Raw genomic sequence first — 19,759 nt, 5'->3', positions numbered from 1 at the left:
TCTGTTCATGAGAATCACCAACGCCCGAGTCATTGTCTGCAGCCCCGGCCGCAATTTCGTCACCTTGAAGATAGAAACCGACGAAGGCCTGACAGGCATCGGCGACGCCACGCTGAACGGGCGGGAGCTGGCGGTGGCCGCCTATCTCGAGGAGCACGTCGTTCCCTGTCTGATCGGCCGCGATGCCCACCAGATCGAGGACATCTGGCAGTACCTCTACAAAGGCGCCTACTGGCGTCGCGGCCCGGTGACCATGAGTGCCATTGCCGCCGTGGACACCGCGTTGTGGGACATCAAGGCCAAGGCGGCCAACATGCCGCTTTACCAGTTGCTGGGCGGCAAGAGCCGGACGGGCGTGATGGTCTACGGCCATGCAAACGGCACCGACATCGAACACACCGTGGACGAGGTTCTGCGTTATGCCGAGCAAGGCTACAAAGCCATCCGGGCACAGAGCGGTGTGCCGGGTCTCGACAAGGTGTACGGGATCGGCAAGGCGGGCGCCAAGGTGTACGACCCCGCCGATTCGAGCCTGCCGGGCGAACACGACTGGTCGACGGAAAAGTATTTGCAGTTCGTGCCCAAGCTGTTCGAGCGCGTGCGTGAGAAGCTCGGCTTCGAGCATCATCTTCTGCACGATGTGCATCACCGCCTGACACCGATCGAAGCGGCCCGGCTCGGCCAGTCCCTCGAGCCCTTCAAGCTGTTCTGGATCGAAGACCCGACGCCTGCCGAAAACCAGGAGGCCTTCAAGCTGATCCGTCAGCACACCACCACGCCCATCGCGGTCGGGGAGATCTTCAACAGCATCTGGGATTGCAAGGATCTGATCCAGAACCAGCTGATCGACTACATCCGCACCACGGTGACCCACGCGGGCGGCATCACGCACCTGCGCCGCATTGCCGATCTCGCGGCGCTGCATCAGGTTCGCACCGGCAGCCATGGTGCGACCGACCTGTCGCCGGTCTGCATGGGCGCGGCGTTGCATTTCGATCTGTGGGTGCCGAACTTCGGCATTCAGGAGTACATGAAGCACACCGAAGAAACCGATGCGGTCTTCCCGCACGCCTACACCTTCGAACAGGGCATGCTCTATCCCGGCGACGTGCCCGGCCACGGCGTGGACATCGACGAAAAGCTGGCCGCGAAGTACCCCTACGACCGCAAGTACCTGCCGGTGAACCGTCTGCAGCACGACGGGACCCTGTGGAACTGGTAAACCTTCGCGAGAACGGGGACGACTCATGCACAAGACATACGACGTGACCGCTTTGGGCGAAGCACTGGTGGAGTTCAATCAGACCCGCCCGGGCGACCGGCGATTCCTGCAGGGCTTCGGCGGCGACACCAGCAATGCCGTCATCGCTGCGGCGCGGGCCGGTGCCCAGGTCGCCTACCTGAGCCGCGTGGGCGACGACGCATTCGGCCAGGCCCTGCTGGATCTCTGGCACGAAGAGAAGGTCGATGTCGAAGGGGTGGAGCGGGATGCCGCTCATCCCACCGGCATCTACTTCGTCACCCACGGCGAGCAGGGCCACGCGTTCAGCTACCTGCGGGCCGGGTCGGCGGCCAGCCACATGACCCCGCAGTGGCTCGACGGCCCGGTCGCACAGACCATCGCCCAGTCTCGGGTGCTGCATGTGTCGGGCATCTCGCTGGCGATTTCTGCCACGGCGTGCGATACGGTCTTTGCCGCCATGCAACTGGCGCGCGAGGCCGGCACCCTGGTTTCGTTCGACTCCAACCTGCGGCTCAAGCTGTGGCCCTTGGCGCGTGCGCGCGCCTGCATCACGCAAGCCGTGTCGATGTGCGATGTGTTCCTGCCCAGCCTGGAGGATGTCGCCGCGCTGGTCGGTCTTCACGAACCCGATGCCGTGATCGATTGGGCGCACGCGCTGGGCGCTTCTTCCGTGGTTCTGAAGCTGGGTTCGGATGGCGCGCTGATCAGCCAACGCGTGGGCGATGAGTATCGCCGGGAGCGGATCCCCGGCCATGCCGTCGAGCTTGTCGATGCCACCGGTGCGGGCGATTGTTTCTGCGGCAACCTGCTGGCCCGGCTGGCTCGGGGTCAGCCGTTGGCCGATGCCGCACGTTACGCGAATGCGGCGGCCGCTTTGTCGGTGCAGGGTTTCGGCGCAGTGGCGCCCTTGCCGCGTGCAGATGCCGTGATCGCCCGGCTGCGTGACACGAACGATCGATCTTGACCGGGTCGTGGCCACGCGCCCTGCGCGGTGTCAATCTGACCGATTCAATCTGACCGGTGCGCGTTTCCAAGAGCCTTGCGGAGTGTGATCGTTTTTCGATAAAGCATTGAATCGATTGAAGAAAATCGAATGATCTGCAGACGGTTCGTGCGGGCATGACGATTGCGAAGTTCCTGTGACATCCACTTTTCGGATGGGGATTCACGAGGACTCGCCATGACAACTGCAATGCTGGCCCGCTTAAACCGGGCCTTTGTTCAATCGACACTGACCGCATGGGCCGCGCTGATGGCCTGCACGTCGGCCCAGGCCATCGACGTCGAAGCCGGCGACTACACCGCCGCGCCGGACGGCACGACGCTGGGGCTGATCTACCTGCAGCATGCCGATCGCCAGGCGTCGTATGCCGACGGCAGCAAGACGCCGGCCCATGGTCACATGCGCAGCGATGTGGGTGTGCTGCGCCTGATCCATTTCATGAAGCTGGGCGACTACATCGTCGACCCCCAGTTTCTGCTGCCGTTCGGCCATCTGCGGGGCACGGGCGACTTCCAGTCCCTGGGCTCCAACGGCGGGCTGGGCGACCTGACCCTGGCGGCGACGCTGTGGACCATCAACGATCCGGTGAATCGGCGTTACCTGGGGTTCACGCCTTTTGTCTACGCCCCCACGGGCAGCTACAGCCGGAACGAAGCACTCAACATGGGCGAGAACCGCTGGAAGTACGCCTTTCAGGTCGGCTACATCCAGGGCCTGGGACGCTTCTTCACCGTCGACCTGCTGGCCGACGTCACGCTGCATGGACGCAACGCCGATTACGGCGCGGCCGGCCAGTCCTTCAAGCAGGATCCGACTTACCAGTTGCAGGCTTTCGGCCGTTACCAGGTCACGCCGGCGCTCGACTTGCGCGTGGGTGTGGCCAAGTCCTGGGTGGGCTCGACCCAGGTCGATGGCCTTGAAGCCGCAGGTCGCGGACAGGTCACGAAGAGCACCGTGGGAGTGGGTTACCAGCTCGATGCACGCACGCAACTGCTGGCCTTGTATGGGCGCGACCTGAAAGTCACCGAAGGGTTGAAGGAAAAACACCGGATCAATCTGCGTGTGGCCTATGCGTTCTGAAACCCGATCTGTCCACTCGATCCGGAGCCTTTTTTCATGACCTTCGTTGATTACCCCGCCATTGCAGGCCTGGCTTCCCACCTGCGCGGCGATCCCCTGACCGTCCTCGAACCTGCAACCGGCGAACGACTCGCGGACGTGCCCAGTGCCTCGCCTGCCGACGTCGACGCCGCTGCGCGTGCCGCATCCGCCGCCCAGGCCGAATGGGCGGCCATGACCTTCGACCAGCGCGCTGCGGTCTTGCGGCGAGCCGCCGAGCGGCTGCGTTCCCAAGCCGACGTGTTCAACCGCTGCAACGTGCAGGAATGCGGCTCCACGCCGGCCAAGGCGCAGTGGGAGGTGGACGCCTCGTACGAACAGCTGCATGCGGCCGCCGGCCTGGCGGCACAGCCGTACGGCCAGTTGATTCCATCGTCCTTTCCCGGGCGTACCAATCTGTGGGCGCATGTTCCCATCGGGGTCGTGGCCATCATCACGCCATGGAACTACCCGCTGCTGCTGGCCATGCGTTCGCTGGCACCCGCGCTGGCCCTGGGCAATGCAGTGCTGCTCAAGCCGGCCGTGCAGGGGTCGCTGACCGGCGGGTTGCTGCTGGCCCGGATTTTTGCCGAGGCCGGTTTGCCGGAGGGCGTGTTGCAGGTGTTGCCCGGCGAAGTCCGGACGGGTGACGCATTGGTCAACCATCCCCTGGTCGGCATGGTGTCTTTCACGGGCTCGACCGGGGTGGGGCGCGCCATCGGTGCCACGTGCGGCCGCCTGCTCAAGAAGTGTGCGCTGGAACTCGGCGGCAACAACGCTTTCATCGTGCTCGACGATGCCGATGTCGAGGTCGCGGCATCGCATGGCGCCTGGGCTTCTTTCCTGCACCAGGGGCAGATCTGCATGCAGGGCGGCCGCCATCTGGTGCACCGTCGCGTGGCGGACGCGTACGCCCAGGCCCTGGCCGCGCGTGCCCGGGCGTTGACGGTGGGCGATCCGCACCGGCAGGACGTCCACCTGGGCCCGCTGATCAATGCGGCGCAATGCGCCAAGGTGCAGCAGGTGGTCGACGACAGCCTGGCGCAAGGTGCGCAGTTGCTGGCCGGTGGCCGTCATCGGGGCCTGTTCTTCCCGGCCACGGTGCTGGCTGGGGTGACGCCCTTCATGCCGGCCTTCGGTGCCGAGATCTTCGGACCCGTGGCGCCGATCACCGTGTTCGACAGCGACGACGAACTGGTCGAGCTCGTCAATGCATCCGACTACGGGCTGTCGGCCGGGCTGCATACGGCCCATGTCGCACGCGGGCTCGCCCTGGCCCGGCGCCTGAACACCGGCATGGTGCACATCAACGACCAGACCGTGAATGCCGAGTTCAACGTGCCGTTCGGCGGCATGGGGGCATCGGGCAACGGCGGGCGTTTTGGTGGCACGGTCAATGCTGAGGAATTCACCAAGAGCCAATGGATCTCGATGGTCGCCGCGCCGTCGGCCTATCCCTTCTAGATCAATCGCACGGACCTGTGCTGGAGAAACCAACGTGACTCATCAAAAATCTTCTTCTTTTTCTTCTTCCGAGCCGATGCACCCTTCGCGGCAGGCGATGCACGACGAGGTCGATCGGCTCGAATCGGCCTTGCTGCATGGCAGGGGCGACCGCCGCCAGTTCATGAAAGCGGCCAGCGCCGCCGGGTACTCGGCGGCGGCGGCGGCCGGCATGGCAGGCTTCGCCGAGAGGGCGCATGCCCAGCAGACCGCCAACCGGGCCGCACTGACTTCGGAATACGACTTCATCGTCTGCGGCTCGGGCTCGGCAGGCTGCGCCGTGGCCCGCCGCCTGGCCGACAACCCCGAAGTGCGTGTGCTGCTGATCGAGGCCGGTGGCAGCGACAACGTGCCCGAAGTCATGGACGGCACGCGCTGGCCCGAGAACATGGGCAGTGCGCGGGACTGGAACTTCACCGGCCAGCCGACGCCGACGCTCAATGGCCGCACGCCGCCTTTTCCCATGGGCAAGGTGCTGGGGGGCGGCTCCAGCATCAACGGCCTGGTCTGGGCGCGAGGCCACAAGAACGACTGGGACACCTGGGCCGAGCAGTCGGGCGACGCGGCCTGGAGCTATGAGTCGGTGCTGGGTATCTACCGGCGCATCGAGGACTGGCAGGGGCCTGCCAACGACCGCCTGCGTGGCAAGGGCGGCCTGGTTTCGGTCTCGCTGCCGCAGGCCCCCGTCAACCCGGTGGCGCCGGCGCTGATGAAAGCGGCCGCGGACTTCGGCATGCCGACGGTCGACGACCTGAATGCCGAGACCATGGAAGGCGAGGGCGGAGCGGGCATGCCCAACCTCATCGTCAAGAACGGTCGGCGCGTCTCGATGGCCGTGGCCTACATCCACCCCATCCTGGACAAGCCCAACCTCACCGTGCTCTTGCACACCCACGTCAACAAGCTGCTGATCAAGGGCAAACGAGCCGTCGGTGTCGAGGCGGTCATCGCCAATGGGCAGGTGCGCAACTTCCAGGCCAAACACGAGGTGATTCTGTCGACCGGCGCGATCAACACGCCACGCATCCTCATGCTCTCGGGGATCGGGCCGGAAGCCGAACTGCGCAAGCACGGCATCCCCCTGGTTCAGAAACTCGAGGGCGTCGGCCAGAATTTCCAGGATCACATCCTGCTGGGCGGCTGCATGTGGGAATACGTCACACCCGAGCCCGGCCGCAACAACTCGGCCGAGTTCACGTTCTTCTGGAAAAGCGACCCGGCCCTCAAGACGCCCGACCTGCAGCCTTTCCTCGAGGAGTTCCCTTACACCAGCGAGGTGACCCGAGAGCAGTACAACATTCCGGCCGCAGCCTGGGTGCTGGCGGCGGCGATCGTCAAGCCCACCAGCCGGGGGCATCTCACCCTGGGGGGCTCGCACCCGAACGACAAACCGCTGATCTACCCCAACTTCCTGTCGACCGAACAGGACATGAAGGCCCTCAAGCGATCGGTCGAGATCTGCCGCGAGCTCGGCAACTCCAGGCATCTCAAGCCCTATGCCAAACGCGAGATCATGCCGGGCGAGCTGAAGGGACAGGAACTCGATCGCTTCATCCGCAACGCGGCAGGCACCTATTTCCACGAGACCTGCACCTGCAAGATGGGCCGCGACGAGATGTCGGTGGTCGACGGCAAACTGCGGGTCTACGGCATCGATGCGCTGCGCATTGCCGATGGATCGATCATGCCGGAGATCCCCGCCGGCAACACCATGGCACCGTGTGTCGTCATCGGCGAGCGCTGTGCCGAGGAGCTGAAAAAGCAGTATCGGATCTGAGGCCGCAAGCCGGAGGGCGGCGGGCCGGTCGTGCGGCCGGTCGCCGGTCGCCGGTCGCCGGCACCGGTCTCGCGCTGCGGGATCGGGGTTCAGCGGCCGCGTGTGTGGTCGCGTGCTTCCCGCAGGGCCGCATTGCCGCGCATGCGGCGTTGCAGAGTCGAGCGGCTGATGCCGAGCAGATCGGCGGTCTGGCCGACATGGCCGTCGCAGCGCCGGAGAGCCTCGGTGATCGCCGTGGCCTCCAGTTCGTCGAGCGTGTGTTCGGACTCGGCGGCCTGCGAGACCGGTGGCGGCGTCATTCCTGAGGCCCCGGAGTCCAGCGCCTCCAGGATGTCTTGCCTGCCCAGCGGCCGGGATTCGTCGCACAGCAGCGTGGCCCGGCGCAGCACGTTGATGGCTTCGCGCACGTTGCCGGGCCATGCGTACCGGCACAGAACGTCCAGGGCATCGCCGGACAGCCCTGCGGCATGGCCGCATTCCAGCACCAGCTTGTCGAACAGTTGCGCGCGTTGTGCCCGCGAACGCAAAGGCGGGATGTGCAGCGTGTAGGCGGCGATGCGGTAGTACAGATCCGCGCGGAACCGGCCCTGCGCCGTCATGGCTGCCAGGTCCTGATGCGTGGCGCAAATCAGGTTGAACGAGACTTTGCGGGCCTTGCTTTCGCCCAGGCGGGTGACCTCCCGGCTGTCGAGTACCCGCAGCAGCCGGGCTTGCAGGGGCAAGGGCATGTCGCCGATCTCGTCGAGAAACAAGGTGCCGCCGTTGGCCTCTTCGATCCGGCCCGGCGAGCCGCCCTTGCGTCCGCCGGTGTAGGTGCCCTCGGCGTAACCGAAGAGTTCGGATTCGATCAGGGTCTCGGGAATGGCGGCACAGTTGATGGCGACCCTCGGCGCTGCGGAAGCACAGGTGGCCGCATGGAGCTGCGTGGCCACGACCTCCTTGCCGACACCGGTTTCGCCACGCAGCAAAACGGCCAAGCCCTTGCGCAAGGCCTTGGCGGCAACCGGAAGAGCCGCACTGAACACGCCGTCGCCGAATGCCGCACCGGATGCCTGCACGCCGTCGCGCCCGGATACGGGTTCGCTTGCGGACTCGGCGCTCCGGGGCACCGAGATGTTCTCGATATAGACCAGCAGACCGGAGCGCAACCGCATCGGAATGGCGGATCGGCTGTGGCTCATCATGTCCCGGGCGATGCCGAACCGCTGCTCGAACACCCGGTCGAAGGACAGCAAGGCAATCGGTGCATCGAACGGATTCAGAAAACGGCGCGCGTCCTGGGTCATGCCCAGCAGCTGGCCGTCGGTGCCGAAGGCCGCGACCGCATGGCTGTGCCGGTCGTCACGCGACCACGACACCCGCAGGAGACAGGCACCGGGGACCCTGGCCAGCATGTCGTGCTCGATGGCGGACGCAAAGCCTTCCGCGAGGCTCAGCGCACCGGCTTCGGGCCCGATGATGCGTTTGGTGAGATTGATGGCGCCCAGCATCCGGCCTTCGGGGCCGAAGACCGGTGCCGCCGCGCACTGGAAGTTGCCGTTGAGTTCGAAATAATGTTCACGGCCGACGACCTGAACCGGCCGCTGGACCGCCAGCGCGCAATTCATCGCGGCCGTGCCGATCGCCTGTTCGGACATGTCCGTGCCCAATGCCAGCGCCCGCTGCAGCTCGTCGCAGTCGGACGAGGAAGCGGGCCGGCTGGCGATGATGATCGATTGCGCGTCGGTCAGTACCGGATGGAATCCCGACTGCTGGAATGCCGGCCCGAATTTGCGCAGCGCTGCACCGAAATGTTCGATCAGTGCCTGATTGGCTGCGAGCAGGTCGCGTGTCCGTGCATCCGTGTGGCCATCGAACACGACGGCCTGCTCCGCCTGCTTGTTCATCTCCGCACACCGGACCCACGAGGCCAGGATGGCGTCGTCGATCAGGTCGCGCGGCAGTTGCCCGCGGCCGAAAAAGAGCTCACGGGCTTGCGTGCAATCGCGCATGGCGTAGTGCGTCATGGCTGTCATAGGCTCTGATAGGTGTCGTGGCGGGGTTTGGGATGTCGCAAGGCCACCTGCTTTTTGCGCTTGCGTTTTCACGGCGTTGTCTCCCTCGAACAACGCAAGAATCGGGCCATTGAGGGCCGGACTCGGTCATCGACACCGGTGAGCGGTGACACGGATCACGATCCCTCGACGGACAAAAAAACGGGCGGTTGAATTCAACCGCCCGTCGAAGAGAACACGAACGACCCGGCGGCGTCAGGCCCGGTCATCCGCCGTCGGCAAAACCTCAGAGCGAGGCGGCGGGGACCTTGCAACTGAAGCTGGAGGCGACTTCCGGATCGCCCGTGCCGTTGTAGATCGCTTCGGCCGGGTAGGGGCACAGGGGGCGGGTCCGTCCGGGGTTGGCCGATCCGGCTGCCGCACGGGCGGTGGCCACCATGGCATCGGGTGCGACGCCGTCCTCGGCCCACTTCCTGACTGCGCCGAAGGCGTCGAACTGATCGGTGCTGCCGGCGCCGCCCGAACAGTGGCTCATGCCCGGCACGTAGAAGGCGCGAACGAAATCCTGCGCTTGCGAGACCCCGCCGTAGCGGGTGCTGACCTTGTCGTAGTACGCCGTCACATCGTTCATCGAGAAGGCCGTGTCGCCGCCGCCGTTGAAGATGATCAGCTTGCCGCCCCTCTTCTTGAAGGCATCCATGTCGGGCGATTCGGCGTTGGTGAAGTCGTTGCCCGAGCGCTTGAACGTGGTCGTGGTGGCCGACAGCTTGCGGAACTCCGTGTCCATGTCGGCTGTCAGCGCGTACTGCAGCAGATCGGCCGTGAGCGTCGGTGGCGAGGTGTAGATGTGCGAGGCTTCGCCGGCGAAGATGCTGTAGAACGGGTTCGAGAACTGCGACACCATGGCGGGGTCGTAGGGCCAGGACGCATAGATCCGTTCTCCCGAGCGGGTGCTCGGACCTTCGAAGATGTCCTTGACGTACTGGGCCTTGTCCTGGCTCAGGCAGCCTTCTGTCTCACCCGTCTTGCAGACCCATTCCAGTGGATCGGGACGGCAGGCGCTCAGGCGGTTGACCATGCCGTCGGCCAGCCCGTCCAGCGCATCGCATGCGCCCAGAATCCGGTCGGCAACGACGGTCTTCTCGCTGGCGGTCAGGCCCAGCGTGATGTCGGGCGAACCGTCCGCTTTCTTCGGCGCGATCTGTGCCGTGCGCTGAATCTGGTAGATCGACCCCTGGATCGAAGCCTGCGTCAGGCGGAAGCCCGGCGCAGCGGCCACGATGCCGTCGAACAGGTCGGGATACTTCTGCGCCGCGATCATGGCCTGCCGTCCGCCGTTCGAGCATCCGACAAAATACGAATGCTGCGGAGCCGAACCGTATGCCTTCACCATGAGGGTCTGGGCTGCAGCGGTGACCTGCGGAATCTGCATGTCGCCGTACTCGTCGCGTGCCTGCGGGTCTGCGCCGAACAGGAAGGAGCCGTTGGCCACCCCGGTCTCGGCAATGTGGCCCGAGTCGGTCGTGACCACGGCATAACCGTCGAGCAGGGCATTGCGTTCGTTGCCGCCGCCGCTGTAGCTGCCCAGAGCCGTGAACAAGGTGCCGTCGACGCCGCTTCCGCCCTGGTAGTAGAAACGCGAGTTCCAGGCCGAGGCCTCGGGCAAGCGCAGTTCGAACTGCAGGGCATAAGGCTTGTTGTCGATGCCGGTGCGCTGGTTCATCACGCCCCGCACCAGGCAGTGGCTGGGCCACGATGCCGCCGAGACCGTGCCTTCGCTGGCCGCTGTCATCGTGGCCTGCGTGACGACCCCGCCTGCCACGGCCGTGCCGACCAGTGCCGAGCAGGTCTGGGCGAAGCTCGGAGAGGGCTCGTTGCCGGACGACTCTGCCGCATCCGTCTTGTCGCTGCCTCCGCAAGCCGATAGCAGTGTGGCGAGTGAAACGGCAAGCATGAGTGCCGGGGACGGGGGCCTGGCTGTTTTTATGGCGTTCTTCATTCTTGAGCGGTGTCCATGGAAAGCGATTGACGCAACGCGGTCGACGGCAGAGGAACGAGTGTGTACCTTGCAAAAGATTGAGATAGCAATCTTTATTCCAGCTTTTTATGGATTTAACTCAAGCGTATGCACTGTTTTGGTTGAATTCTGCATGCATCGGACGGCAGCCCGTGCAGGCCACGCACCATCATGACTTCCATTCGACCGCGAACACCGCGCCATGCCAGCCCGGCCTGTCCACCAGCGACAGCGTCCATTCATGCGTCAGCGCGATCTCCCGGCAGATCGAAAGTCCCAGACCCGCACCGCCGGTACCCGCTGCCATGCGCGAATTGCCGCGCCAGAACCGGGTGTAGAGCCGAGCTTTCTCTTCGTCCGTCACGGCCGGACCCAGATTCCTCACTTCCAGGCCCGTGGATGTCAGCTCCACCGTGACGGTGCTGGCCGGGTGGGCATGTTCGATGGCGTTCTCGACCAGGTTGCGGATGAGCACGAACACGGCACCGCGATCGAGCTGCAGCCAGACCGGCGTCTCGGGCGTGCGCAGATCCAGTGCGACGTTGTGCCGCCGTGCATGACGGTTCATGAAGTCGTGCACCTCGAATGCCACCCGTGCGATGTCCTGTGTCTCGAAGTGGTAGTTGCGCGATTCGCTGACCTCGGCCAGATGCAGCAGTTGATGAACCTGGCGCGCCATGAGGTCCACATCCTTGAGCAGTTGCAGGCGGTTCTCGCTGCCGACCTCGAGCTCGGCGCGGAAGAGGGCCAGCGGCGTCTTGAGTTCATGCGCGGCCGCCGCCAGGAACTCTTGCTGCACGCTGTAGCCTTTTTCCAGGCGCTCGAGGGCATGGTTGAATGCGGCGATGAGGGGTTGCAGTTCTGAGGGCAGGCCTTCGGGCTGCAGCCGGGCCCGCAGGTTGCGCGGGCCGATCGAGGCGGCGATGGCCGACGCCTTGCGCAAGGGGCTGACCAGACGCCGCACCGTTCCGATGACCACGGCGACGAACACCACCTGTGCGAGGCCGATGGCCACCAACAGCGTGGTCAGAAACGACTCGCTGTCGTATTCGCGCAGCAGCGATTCCATGCGATCGCTGCGCACCAGCCGAATCGCGTAGCGCGACCCGTCCGGGGTCCGCATGGATTGTTCCAGCAGATACATGACGATCCCGCTGGCCGATATCGTGGACCGCCGGGGCGAATCGCCGGCCGCCGTGGTCGGGGCCGGTTGGGTTCTCAGGGCAGCCAGCGCCGGACCCGGCGGGCTGGCGAACAGCTCCTGCCCCTGCGCGTCGAGGACCTGATAGGCCACGTCCTTGGACAAGGCGTCGTACATCGTGTCGAGCTTGTGCGAGGGCGCCAGTGCCAGCAGCCGGCCTTGCGCGTCGAACTGCAGGTTGTCCTCGATGAGCTCGAAATGGCTGGCCATCGATTGCTGAGCGAAATCCTGCGAGGACCAGGGCCAGACCCACAGCACCACCGTGCAGACCAATGCCCCGGTGAGATAGAGGGCTCCCATGGCGGCCAGCAGGAGCCGCATCGCCAGGCTACGGGGCATCGCCGGGTTCGGGTTTGAGTGCAAATCCATGGCCGCGCACGTTCACCAGTTGCAGCGGGCAGCCCACGGCCATCAGCTTGCGGCGCAGCCGGTGCAGCGCCACGTCCAGGGCATTGGGTGTCACGGCCTCGTTCAGGCCCCAGGCTGCGCGCTCGAGTTCGTTTCGCGAAACCAGTCCACCCGCTGCCCGCAGCAGAGAGGTCAGCATCTGCATTTCGGTTCGGGGCAACGGGACGGACTGTTCGCCGAACACCATATTGCCCTTGCGCAAGTCGGCCCGCAGGCCGGCGAACTCGGGTTCGACCTGGCGCAGGGGCGAAGCCGACCGGCGCATCAGTGCCCGCACCCGTGCCACCAGCTCTTCCATGGCAAAGGGTTTGGTGAGGTAATCGTCGGCACCGGCTTCGAGCCCATCGACCCGGTCATGAAGGGCGTCGCGCGCGGTCAACAGCAGGCAGGGCATGTGTTCACCGCGTTGCCGCACGGTACGCACCAGTGCCAGGCCGTCGCCGTCGGGCAGGCCCCGGTCGACGACCGCCGCGTCGTAGCGGGCGTGGGCCAAGGCATAGTCGGCTTCCCTCATGCTGGTCAGGACATCGACGGCGATGCCGGCCTGGCGGAGGCTGGCTGCGATGAGTTCGCCCAGACGCGGGTGGTCTTCGACAAGCAGGATGCGGTTCATCGCGGTCAGCGGGGTCAGAAACGGTAAAGATAACCCAACTTCACCGAAGGCAGTACCGAGCGGTCGACCAGCGGGCTGTCCTTGATGCCGCTGCCCAGCGCCGTCGCACCGACATCGGCGGTGAACACATGGCGAGGCGTCAGTGCATAACTGGCGCGCAGGCCCAACTGGACGTTGACGGCGGTCGATCCGTCATACCGCCGGCGGCCCGACGTCTCTTCGGCGGCCTTGACGCCGTAATAGTAGTTCACGTAATCCTTGTCCTGTACGGCCATGGCGGCATAGGGGGTCAGCGTGTAGCGGCCCATGGGGAAGTCGCGCTCGACGCCCAGTTTGCCTTGCAGGCCTTTGCTCTTGCCCGAAACGTCGCCCAGCAGCTCGAACGACAGGGTCGCCGCGTCGCCTCTCCAGGCTGCCGCACCGCCCATCCAGAACCCGGGCTTGCGGTCGTCCATGCCGTCGAGCACAGGAGCGTCGCCGCTGTCGTAGCCGTCGCCCAGGGCGTAGCGTGCACGCAGGGCAAACGTCCAGCGTTCGGGGTTGTAGACCTTCCAGTCCAGCGATGTCCCCGCGATCCGCCAGCGCTGTGTCTCGTAGTACAGAATGGGCAGCACGCTGTACTTGTCGCCGTCGGTATAGGCCTGCGGTGCATAACCGACGCCCAGTCCGATCCCTCCGACGGGCAGGGTGTTCTGGGCATGGACACCCAGGCTCAGGGCTGCGCCCAGGAAAACGACTGCGCCGCGAGCCAGGGGGGCGCAGCGTAACGGTTTGTGCAACATGGTCTTGATCGGGTCAGAGTGAAAGTGCGCCCATGATCGCGGGGTCAACATTACTGCCGACTTACCTGTTTCGAGGGCGAAGAGTGAGGTGTGCCGGGCTGTTCCGAGCGCATCGGGCCTGCGGGGGCGTCGGGTGGCGGCGTCTTGTTCCGTAGGTCGCCGTTCGTTGTTGCGGGGCCGGTGAAATGCGCGATCTCCTCGCTCTGCGAGTTGACGGATGTGTCGCCCGGGGCCGAAGAGTCGCTCGGAGGGGAGGCCGGGTGGACAAAAGCATTTTTGTAGCGCCGCGTGAGGTCGGTGTTCCACCAGAGGTAAGCCATCATCGGAAAGTCTCCATCAACGAAGTCTTTCCACTGTGCGCCGGCCTGCATGACTGGATTCTTACCGGCGTGCCTTGGACGGACGCATGGGGGCCGTCTCCCCCTCCAGGTTTCAACGCGGCAGGGTCGCACCTCTGAATGCCTTGACGATGGGCTTGGCCAGGAAATGGAGGATGCTGCGCTTTCCGGTCAGGATGTCGGCGGTGACGGTCATTCCCGGTTTGATGTCCTCTGCGCGGATACGCCGCTGAACCGCCTTCTCGCTCGTCCAGTCCAAGACCACCTCTGCCCGGTAATCGATCTGCTGCTGGCCATTGGGCCCCTGTTCGGTCAGCGTATCGGGGCTGACGTAGCGCACAACGCCCGGCACGCTGCCAAAGATGCTCGAATCGAGCGCATCGAAGCGCAAGACCACGGGCAGGCCTTCGAACAACTGGCCCACATCGGTCGGGTTGATGCGCAATTGCACGAGCATTTCGTCGTTCACCGGGCTGATCTGCATCAGTTCGTCTCCGGGGCGCAGCACACCGCCCACCGTGTTGATGCGCAGCAGCTTCACCACGCCGTCCATGGGCGCAAACAGCCGGGTGTGCGTCAGGCCGACCTGCCGCTCCTCCTGCCGGTGATGTCCGGCGGCCAGTTCGTCCTCCAGCCTGGCGATTTCAAGGCGGTTTTCCTGGAGGTACTTGTGGCGTGAAGCGTCGAGACGCCCCTGGTTGTCGAGCACCTGCCGTCGTGCCCGCATCACTTCCGCGAGGCTGATGTCGCCCGCTTCGTGCAGGCGCTGGTTCATGTCGAGTTCCTGGCTGGCCAGCTGGAGCGAAGCCGTCAGCACCGAAGTCTCTGCGTCCAGCCCCTGTTTGCGCTGAAGGTAGAGTCCTTGCTGTGCCGCCACGAACGCCGGCCATGCCCGACGGTCGGAGCGAGGGAAGTCGGGCGCCGTTCCCAGCAACTCGGCGCGTGCTCGCGTCAGCGCGATTCGGCGGCTGGCCAGCTCGGCAGCCCCTTGCGAATAGACGGCCTGCACCCGGTTGGGTTCGAGCTCCGCGAGCGGGTCGCCCGCCTTGACCTCAGCGCCCTCCCGGACGTGCAGTGCCGTCAGCATGCCGCCGTCGGCCGCCTGGATCACCTGGGTGCGAGAACCGGGGATCACTTGTCCCTGCGCCCTGACCGCCTGGTCGATCTCGAAGTAGGCGGCGAAGGCCAGCAAGCCCGCCACGGCGGAGGCGACCAGCCAGAGCATCGGAAAGTTCCGATGGGCGTTTTCAGGCTTGTCCATTTCGGCTTTCCGTCTTCTGGGGGGCCGGCGGGGCCATGCGCTTGAGGTGCGGCACCACCTCCGTCACCGGCCCATCCGCGGCGATGCCATGATGGGCGATCACGAGCACACGGTCGACCAGTTGCAGCAGGTCCAGGCGATGGGTCACGAGGATGAGCGTATCCTGCGGTCGGATCGCCTCCTGAAGTGCGGCGCGGACCGCCAGTTCGGAGGCCATGTCCAGCGACGCCGTCGGCTCGTCGAGCAGCCAGACGGTTGGACGGCGCAGAAAGACCCGTGTCAGGTTGACCAGTTGACGCTGGCCGTTGGACAGGCCGGTTCCGCCTTCGGCGATGACTTGCTGCAGACCGCTGGGGTGCGTGGCAATCACCGAGCGGTACAGTCCGGTCTGCCTTGCCGCAGCGAGGATGGCCTCGTCTCCGGGGTCCAGCAAACCGAGCACCAGGTTTTCGCGCAGCGTGCCGCTCAGCAGGCGGCCGTCCTGCTGCAGGTAACCGACGTGCTCGGCCAGCAAGGGCTTGGACAGGTGGGCAATGTCGACGTCGTCGAGGTGAATCCGGCCCTGTCCGGGCTTGTACATACCGGACAGCAGGCGCAACAGGGTGCTTTTGCCGGAACCTACGGGGCCCACGACACCGATGCGTTCACCGGCTGCAATGGACAACGACCCGACAGCCAGCGCGCGTTTGCCCGCCAGTGCGAAGTCGACGCCTGCCAGTCGGTAGTCGCCGCGCAGTCTCTCGAGCACCACGGGCTCGGGTTGCCCGTGATGATCGCCTTCGAGTTTCCACAGGGCATCGAGGTTGCGCAGCGAAGCCTGCGTGTTCGCCCAACTGCTGAGCAACATGCTCAGTTGTGTCACAGGTGTGAGGATGCGCCCGGAGAGGATCGAGCAGGCGATCAGACCGCCAAAGCTGAGCAGGCCCTGGGACGCCATCCATGCCCCCGCGGCAACCATCGACACGTAGGCGACCTGCTGCAGGGCCATCGCCAGATATTGGCCCCCTTCGTTGATGTGGCGCAGTTCCAATTCGGACGAGCGGGCTTCGTCCGTGGACAGGAGCCAGCGATTCAGCATGCGCCAGCCGCCCTGTCCCGACTTGATCGTCTCTGCCGCTTCGACGCTTTCGACCAAAAGTCCTGTCTTGAGATTGGCCAGTTGCTGGTTGCGTTGCGCCAGTGCGGCGATGCGCCGGGCACGCGCCAGACCCAGCACCACGCAGACGATCAGGAATCCCAGCGGGATGTAGAGCAGCGGTCCGGCGATGGCCCCGATGATGCCGACGAAGATCAGCGCGAAAGGCGCGTCCACGGCGACATGGCTGGTCAATGTCACCAGGAAAGCGCGGACACTCTCGTAGCCTCGCAACTGGCCGGCCAGGCTGCCCACGCTGCTGGGCATCTGATCGAGGCGTATGGACAGGAAACGCGTGTAGACCGAACGGGCCAGCGTTTGATCGACATGATCGATGACACGTTCGTACAGGCGCGAGCGCAGCAGCTTGGCGCTGTATTCGATCAGGATGGCCGTCAGCACGCCCAGGGTCAGGACCAGCAGGGTCTGCATGGCCGCGTTGGGAATGACCCGGTCGTAGACCTGCATGGAATAGAAGGAAACGAACACACCCAGAATGGCCAGCAGCAGTCCGCCGACGGCGGCCTCGGCCATCCGCCATCGCTGCGACCCCATGGCGTGCAGGACTTCGCGCAGGACGGGGCTGTTCGTGGCGACATAAGGCGGGGCCAATCGCAGGCTGGCGATCATGCATCCGGCGAGAGCTGCCGGTGCGATGGCTTTTTCTTGCCAACGGTGCGCCTGGGGGTCGAATGTCTCGACCACCCATTCGTCTTGGCCGTTGCGTCCCCGCACCACGATCCAGCGACCGTCGCCATCGGCCCCCAGCGCCGGCAGGGTGGCTGCGGCCACGTCGCGATACCAGCGTGGGGGTTTGAGTTGCAGGTGCGCCGTCACGCGGCGCAGGGCGCTGCGGGGATCGGTCTGGCCGGCGGCCTCTTGCGCGGCCTCTTGCAGTGCGACACGATCGACGGCCTCGCGCTGCAGTGCGGCGATGCGCATCAAGGCGTGCAGAAGTTCGGGGTGTTCAGGATGGCGTTGCGTGGTCATGGCAGGTCTGTGGCGACGGTCGGCAAGCCCCGTGTCAGGATGGCGAGTCGCCAGGCCGACAGTTGCTGGCTGCCGATCGCGTCGGCCAGTTGGGTGTCGGTCATGGCCTGGTCACGGGCCGAGTTCATCAGGTCCTGCCATTGCTTGCGGTCGGCCAGGAACTGGCGTTCCCACGAAGACGACACTTCTTCGTTGACGCGCCGCGCCTGTTCGAGCAGCGCACGCCGCCGGGTCGAGGCATCGAGAAGGAACAGATCGGTGCGGACCTGTTCCTCGAGCGACAGGCGCTGGCTTTGAAGTTCCTGCTCGGCTGCCCGCTGTTCGGCGCGTGCCGCCTCGATGTCGCTCAGGTTCGACAGGCCGGCGCCGAACGCGGTGCTCAAGCCCAGGAAGACCCGGCTCTGAGGACGGGCGTTGGGGTAGCCGTAGCTGCCGGACTGTCGTTCGACCCGCAGGTACACCTCCGGCATCGCCGAAGCCTGAACCGTGGCGATCTCGGCGCCGGCAAGACGCCATTGCGCCTCTGCCTTGCCGATCTGCGGGTTGCGCTCGAGGGCCTGGCCGAGCGCGGATTGCGGCTCGTCGATCGCCGGTGGCGGCGGCACGCCGTCGAGGGACTGCAGCTCGGCGGGGCGCCCGGCCAGCAGGGTCAGGTTGTTTCTGGCCGTCTCCTGGCGCAAACGTGCGGTTTCGAGCTCGGCAGACGCCGAGTGCAGGCGCGACTGCGCCAGGTCGAGATCCGATGGGGCCGAGGCGCCGGCTTGAACGCGGCGTTCGACCATGGCGAACAGGCGCAGGTGGGTCCGGTGATTGAGCTCGTGCGCCCGGACCGAGGACTGGGCGGAGACCGCATCGCTCCAGGCCTGCACCACACGCAAGGCGAGGGCCAGACGCAGGGCGTCGTCGTCGAGACGCTGGATCGCCTCTCGCAGTTGTGCCCGGCTGAGGTTGGCCGTGAGCCTGCCGCCGCTCCACAGGGTTTGCTGCAGTCGCAGGGTCGTCGTTTGCCGGTCGCCCCGATACTGCGGATCGTTGCCGCTGTAGGCGTGTTCGGTGGATACCGAGGGCGTCGGCCAGTAGCGCCACCGTGCGGACGCCACCCCCGCTGCGGCAGCCTGCACGCGTTCGTGCTGAGCACGCAGGCCGGGATGGCTGGCCAGGGTGTCGGCGATGAGGCGAGGGACCGATTCCTGCGCCGCAGCGACAGACGCCAGCCCCAGGAGCATCGACACGATGACCGTGGCCATGACGCTCCTGGACCGCATCCCGGTCGGCCGTGTGGCTGTCGAAGGCGGTATCGGCCCGGTGAACGACTCGGTCACCCGGGGGATGACACCGGAAAGCTTCGATGGGCAGCGGGGTGGCGGAGGTGGACCGTTGGAGCGCCACGGGGTGTGCATAGGGTTGGGCTGGAAGGTTCACAGGAGCGAAAATCGTATCCACTCATGCCCCGCCACAAACTCATGAAAACTCACTTCTGCTGCCCAGCCGCTCCAGTGACGGCGTGATCCGAGGGCCGTGGGACGGCACCGGCAGAGGCCTCGCCGCGTTTCTCGATCTCGCCGCTATCCCACGTTCTGCAGGAAGTCGAGCACACGCGCATTGAAGACGGCGGGCTTTTCGAAATATGCCGAGTGCCCTGCGTCGTCGATCACCAGAAGCGCGCTGCCGGCGATCAATTGGCGCGCCTCTTCCATCACCGCGACGGGAACCAGTGGATCTTCGCTGCCGACCACCAGCAAGGTCGGGCAGCCGATCTGGCGCACGCTGTCGAAGGGCAGGACCACGTCGGGAGCCATCAGGCTGGCGATGGCCGCGCCCCAGGCCGCGGCGGGGTAGCTGTGCGCGCTGGGGTTGAAATGGTTGATCTGCGCATACAACGCGGCCTTGTCCGGGTGGTGCTGCAGAAACCACTTGCCCAGCGAACGCTGTTCGACCGTCAGGGCCTGGGAGGAGGTCACCCGCCGGGCCATGCGTTCGATCAGCTCGGGATGGTCGACTGCCAGCGAGGTGTCGCAGGCGACAAAGGCCCACAGGCGATCAGGATGATGCAGGGCCAGCCGCAGGCCCACCATGCCGCCGAGGGATTGCCCCACCAAGGCCACGCGGTCGATGCGTTCGGCATCGAGGATGGCCAGCACGTCGTCCACGAACAGATCGAAGCGGAACTCCTCCAGCGGCGCGGTCGACCGGCCGAAACAGCGTTGGTCGAGCGTGATGCAGGTGTAGCCCGGCGTGAAGACCGGCAGTTGCTGCCACCAGGTGGCCGCGTTCGAGCCTGCGCCGTGGCAGAACATCACGGCGGGGCCGCTGCCGTGACGTTCGTAGTAGATCGGACGGTCGTGGGAAATGACGAAAGGCATGGGTCGTTCTTCAGGTCGGGTGGATGAGCGGCG

Annotated in this window: 14 protein-coding genes; 5 read left to right on the top strand and 9 right to left on the bottom strand. The window is 65.6% G+C overall.

Annotated elements, in window-relative coordinates:
* The first annotated feature begins 7 nt into the window (after nucleotides 1-7).
* The 5 genes from manD to EC845_RS05520 all read left to right on the top strand — a co-directional run bounded on the left by manD (nucleotide 8) and on the right by EC845_RS05520 (nucleotide 6,624).
* Entirely contained in the window at nucleotides 8-1,222 is a 1,215-nt protein-coding gene (gene manD, locus EC845_RS05540; RefSeq protein ID WP_123296170.1) for a D-mannonate dehydratase ManD, read from the top strand.
* Nucleotides 1,223-1,247: 25 nt separating this feature from the next.
* Nucleotides 1,248-2,207, top strand: coding sequence for a sugar kinase (locus EC845_RS05535; protein WP_123296169.1), 960 nt, complete (start codon nucleotides 1,248-1,250; stop codon nucleotides 2,205-2,207).
* A gap of 216 nt (nucleotides 2,208-2,423) precedes the next feature.
* The gene (locus EC845_RS05530; protein ID WP_123296168.1) at nucleotides 2,424-3,326 is read left to right on the top strand and encodes a transporter; all 903 of its coding nucleotides are present in this window, start codon (nucleotides 2,424-2,426) and stop codon (nucleotides 3,324-3,326) included.
* A 36-nt stretch (nucleotides 3,327-3,362) separates the two neighbouring features.
* Nucleotides 3,363-4,808: an aldehyde dehydrogenase family protein gene (locus EC845_RS05525; protein WP_123296167.1), complete on the top strand. Its 1,446-nt coding sequence runs from the start codon at nucleotides 3,363-3,365 to the stop codon at nucleotides 4,806-4,808.
* Between the two features lie 34 nt (nucleotides 4,809-4,842).
* Entirely contained in the window at nucleotides 4,843-6,624 is a 1,782-nt protein-coding gene (locus EC845_RS05520) for a GMC family oxidoreductase (RefSeq protein WP_233597933.1), read from the top strand.
* A gap of 89 nt (nucleotides 6,625-6,713) precedes the next feature.
* Here EC845_RS05520 and EC845_RS05515 read toward each other — a convergent pair whose 3' ends face one another.
* From EC845_RS05515 to EC845_RS05470, 9 genes are all read right to left on the bottom strand, one after another.
* On the bottom strand, nucleotides 6,714-8,630 hold the full coding sequence (locus EC845_RS05515; RefSeq protein ID WP_158615630.1) for a sigma-54-dependent Fis family transcriptional regulator: 1,917 nt from the start codon (nucleotides 8,628-8,630) through the stop codon (nucleotides 6,714-6,716).
* Between the two features lie 274 nt (nucleotides 8,631-8,904).
* Nucleotides 8,905-10,572 (bottom strand): tannase/feruloyl esterase family alpha/beta hydrolase, encoded by a 1,668-nt coding sequence (locus EC845_RS05510; protein ID WP_158615629.1) that lies wholly within the window; start codon nucleotides 10,570-10,572, stop codon nucleotides 8,905-8,907.
* Nucleotides 10,573-10,804: 232 nt separating this feature from the next.
* On the bottom strand, nucleotides 10,805-12,175 hold the full coding sequence (locus EC845_RS05505) for an ATP-binding protein (RefSeq protein ID WP_158615628.1): 1,371 nt from the start codon (nucleotides 12,173-12,175) through the stop codon (nucleotides 10,805-10,807).
* Nucleotides 12,165-12,857 (bottom strand): response regulator transcription factor, encoded by a 693-nt coding sequence (locus tag EC845_RS05500; protein WP_123296162.1) that lies wholly within the window; start codon nucleotides 12,855-12,857, stop codon nucleotides 12,165-12,167. Before EC845_RS05500 ends, EC845_RS05505 begins: the two co-directional genes overlap by 11 nt.
* 14 nt (nucleotides 12,858-12,871) lie before the next feature.
* Nucleotides 12,872-13,639, bottom strand: coding sequence for a MipA/OmpV family protein (locus EC845_RS05495; protein WP_158615627.1), 768 nt, complete (start codon nucleotides 13,637-13,639; stop codon nucleotides 12,872-12,874).
* Between the two features lie 432 nt (nucleotides 13,640-14,071).
* The gene (locus EC845_RS05485) at nucleotides 14,072-15,238 is read right to left on the bottom strand and encodes an HlyD family efflux transporter periplasmic adaptor subunit (protein WP_123296159.1); all 1,167 of its coding nucleotides are present in this window, start codon (nucleotides 15,236-15,238) and stop codon (nucleotides 14,072-14,074) included.
* The gene (locus tag EC845_RS05480; protein WP_123296158.1) at nucleotides 15,225-17,363 is read right to left on the bottom strand and encodes an ATP-binding cassette domain-containing protein; all 2,139 of its coding nucleotides are present in this window, start codon (nucleotides 17,361-17,363) and stop codon (nucleotides 15,225-15,227) included. Before EC845_RS05480 ends, EC845_RS05485 begins: the two co-directional genes overlap by 14 nt.
* Entirely contained in the window at nucleotides 17,360-18,610 is a 1,251-nt protein-coding gene (locus tag EC845_RS05475) for a TolC family protein (protein WP_158615626.1), read from the bottom strand. The genes EC845_RS05480 and EC845_RS05475 overlap by 4 nt, the downstream gene beginning before the upstream one ends.
* A 318-nt stretch (nucleotides 18,611-18,928) precedes the next feature.
* On the bottom strand, nucleotides 18,929-19,726 hold the full coding sequence (locus tag EC845_RS05470; protein WP_123296156.1) for an alpha/beta fold hydrolase: 798 nt from the start codon (nucleotides 19,724-19,726) through the stop codon (nucleotides 18,929-18,931).
* Between the last annotated feature and the right edge of the window lie 33 nt (nucleotides 19,727-19,759).

The organism is Comamonas sp. BIGb0124 (assembly GCF_003752175.1).
Taxonomy (GTDB): Bacteria; Pseudomonadota; Gammaproteobacteria; order Burkholderiales; family Burkholderiaceae_C; genus Comamonas_F.
Note: the sequence above shows the minus strand (reverse complement) of the source record. Positions and strands in the feature narration are given on the sequence as shown.

Coding starts and splice junctions, on each gene's coding strand:
- manD (WP_123296170.1), top strand. CDS start 8: ATGAGAATCACCAACGCCCGAGTCATTGTCTGCAGCCCCGGCCGCAAT.
- EC845_RS05535 (WP_123296169.1), top strand. CDS start 1,248: ATGCACAAGACATACGACGTGACCGCTTTGGGCGAAGCACTGGTGGAG.
- EC845_RS05530 (WP_123296168.1), top strand. CDS start 2,424: ATGACAACTGCAATGCTGGCCCGCTTAAACCGGGCCTTTGTTCAATCG.
- EC845_RS05525 (WP_123296167.1), top strand. CDS start 3,363: ATGACCTTCGTTGATTACCCCGCCATTGCAGGCCTGGCTTCCCACCTG.
- EC845_RS05515 (WP_158615630.1), bottom strand. CDS start 8,630: ATGACGCACTACGCCATGCGCGATTGCACGCAAGCCCGTGAGCTCTTT.
- EC845_RS05510 (WP_158615629.1), bottom strand. CDS start 10,572: ATGCTTGCCGTTTCACTCGCCACACTGCTATCGGCTTGCGGAGGCAGC.
- EC845_RS05505 (WP_158615628.1), bottom strand. CDS start 12,175: ATGCCCCGTAGCCTGGCGATGCGGCTCCTGCTGGCCGCCATGGGAGCC.
- EC845_RS05500 (WP_123296162.1), bottom strand. CDS start 12,857: ATGAACCGCATCCTGCTTGTCGAAGACCACCCGCGTCTGGGCGAACTC.
- EC845_RS05495 (WP_158615627.1), bottom strand. CDS start 13,639: ATGTTGCACAAACCGTTACGCTGCGCCCCCCTGGCTCGCGGCGCAGTC.
- EC845_RS05485 (WP_123296159.1), bottom strand. CDS start 15,238: ATGGACAAGCCTGAAAACGCCCATCGGAACTTTCCGATGCTCTGGCTG.
- EC845_RS05480 (WP_123296158.1), bottom strand. CDS start 17,363: ATGACCACGCAACGCCATCCTGAACACCCCGAACTTCTGCACGCCTTG.
- EC845_RS05475 (WP_158615626.1), bottom strand. CDS start 18,610: ATGGCCACGGTCATCGTGTCGATGCTCCTGGGGCTGGCGTCTGTCGCT.
- EC845_RS05470 (WP_123296156.1), bottom strand. CDS start 19,726: ATGCCTTTCGTCATTTCCCACGACCGTCCGATCTACTACGAACGTCAC.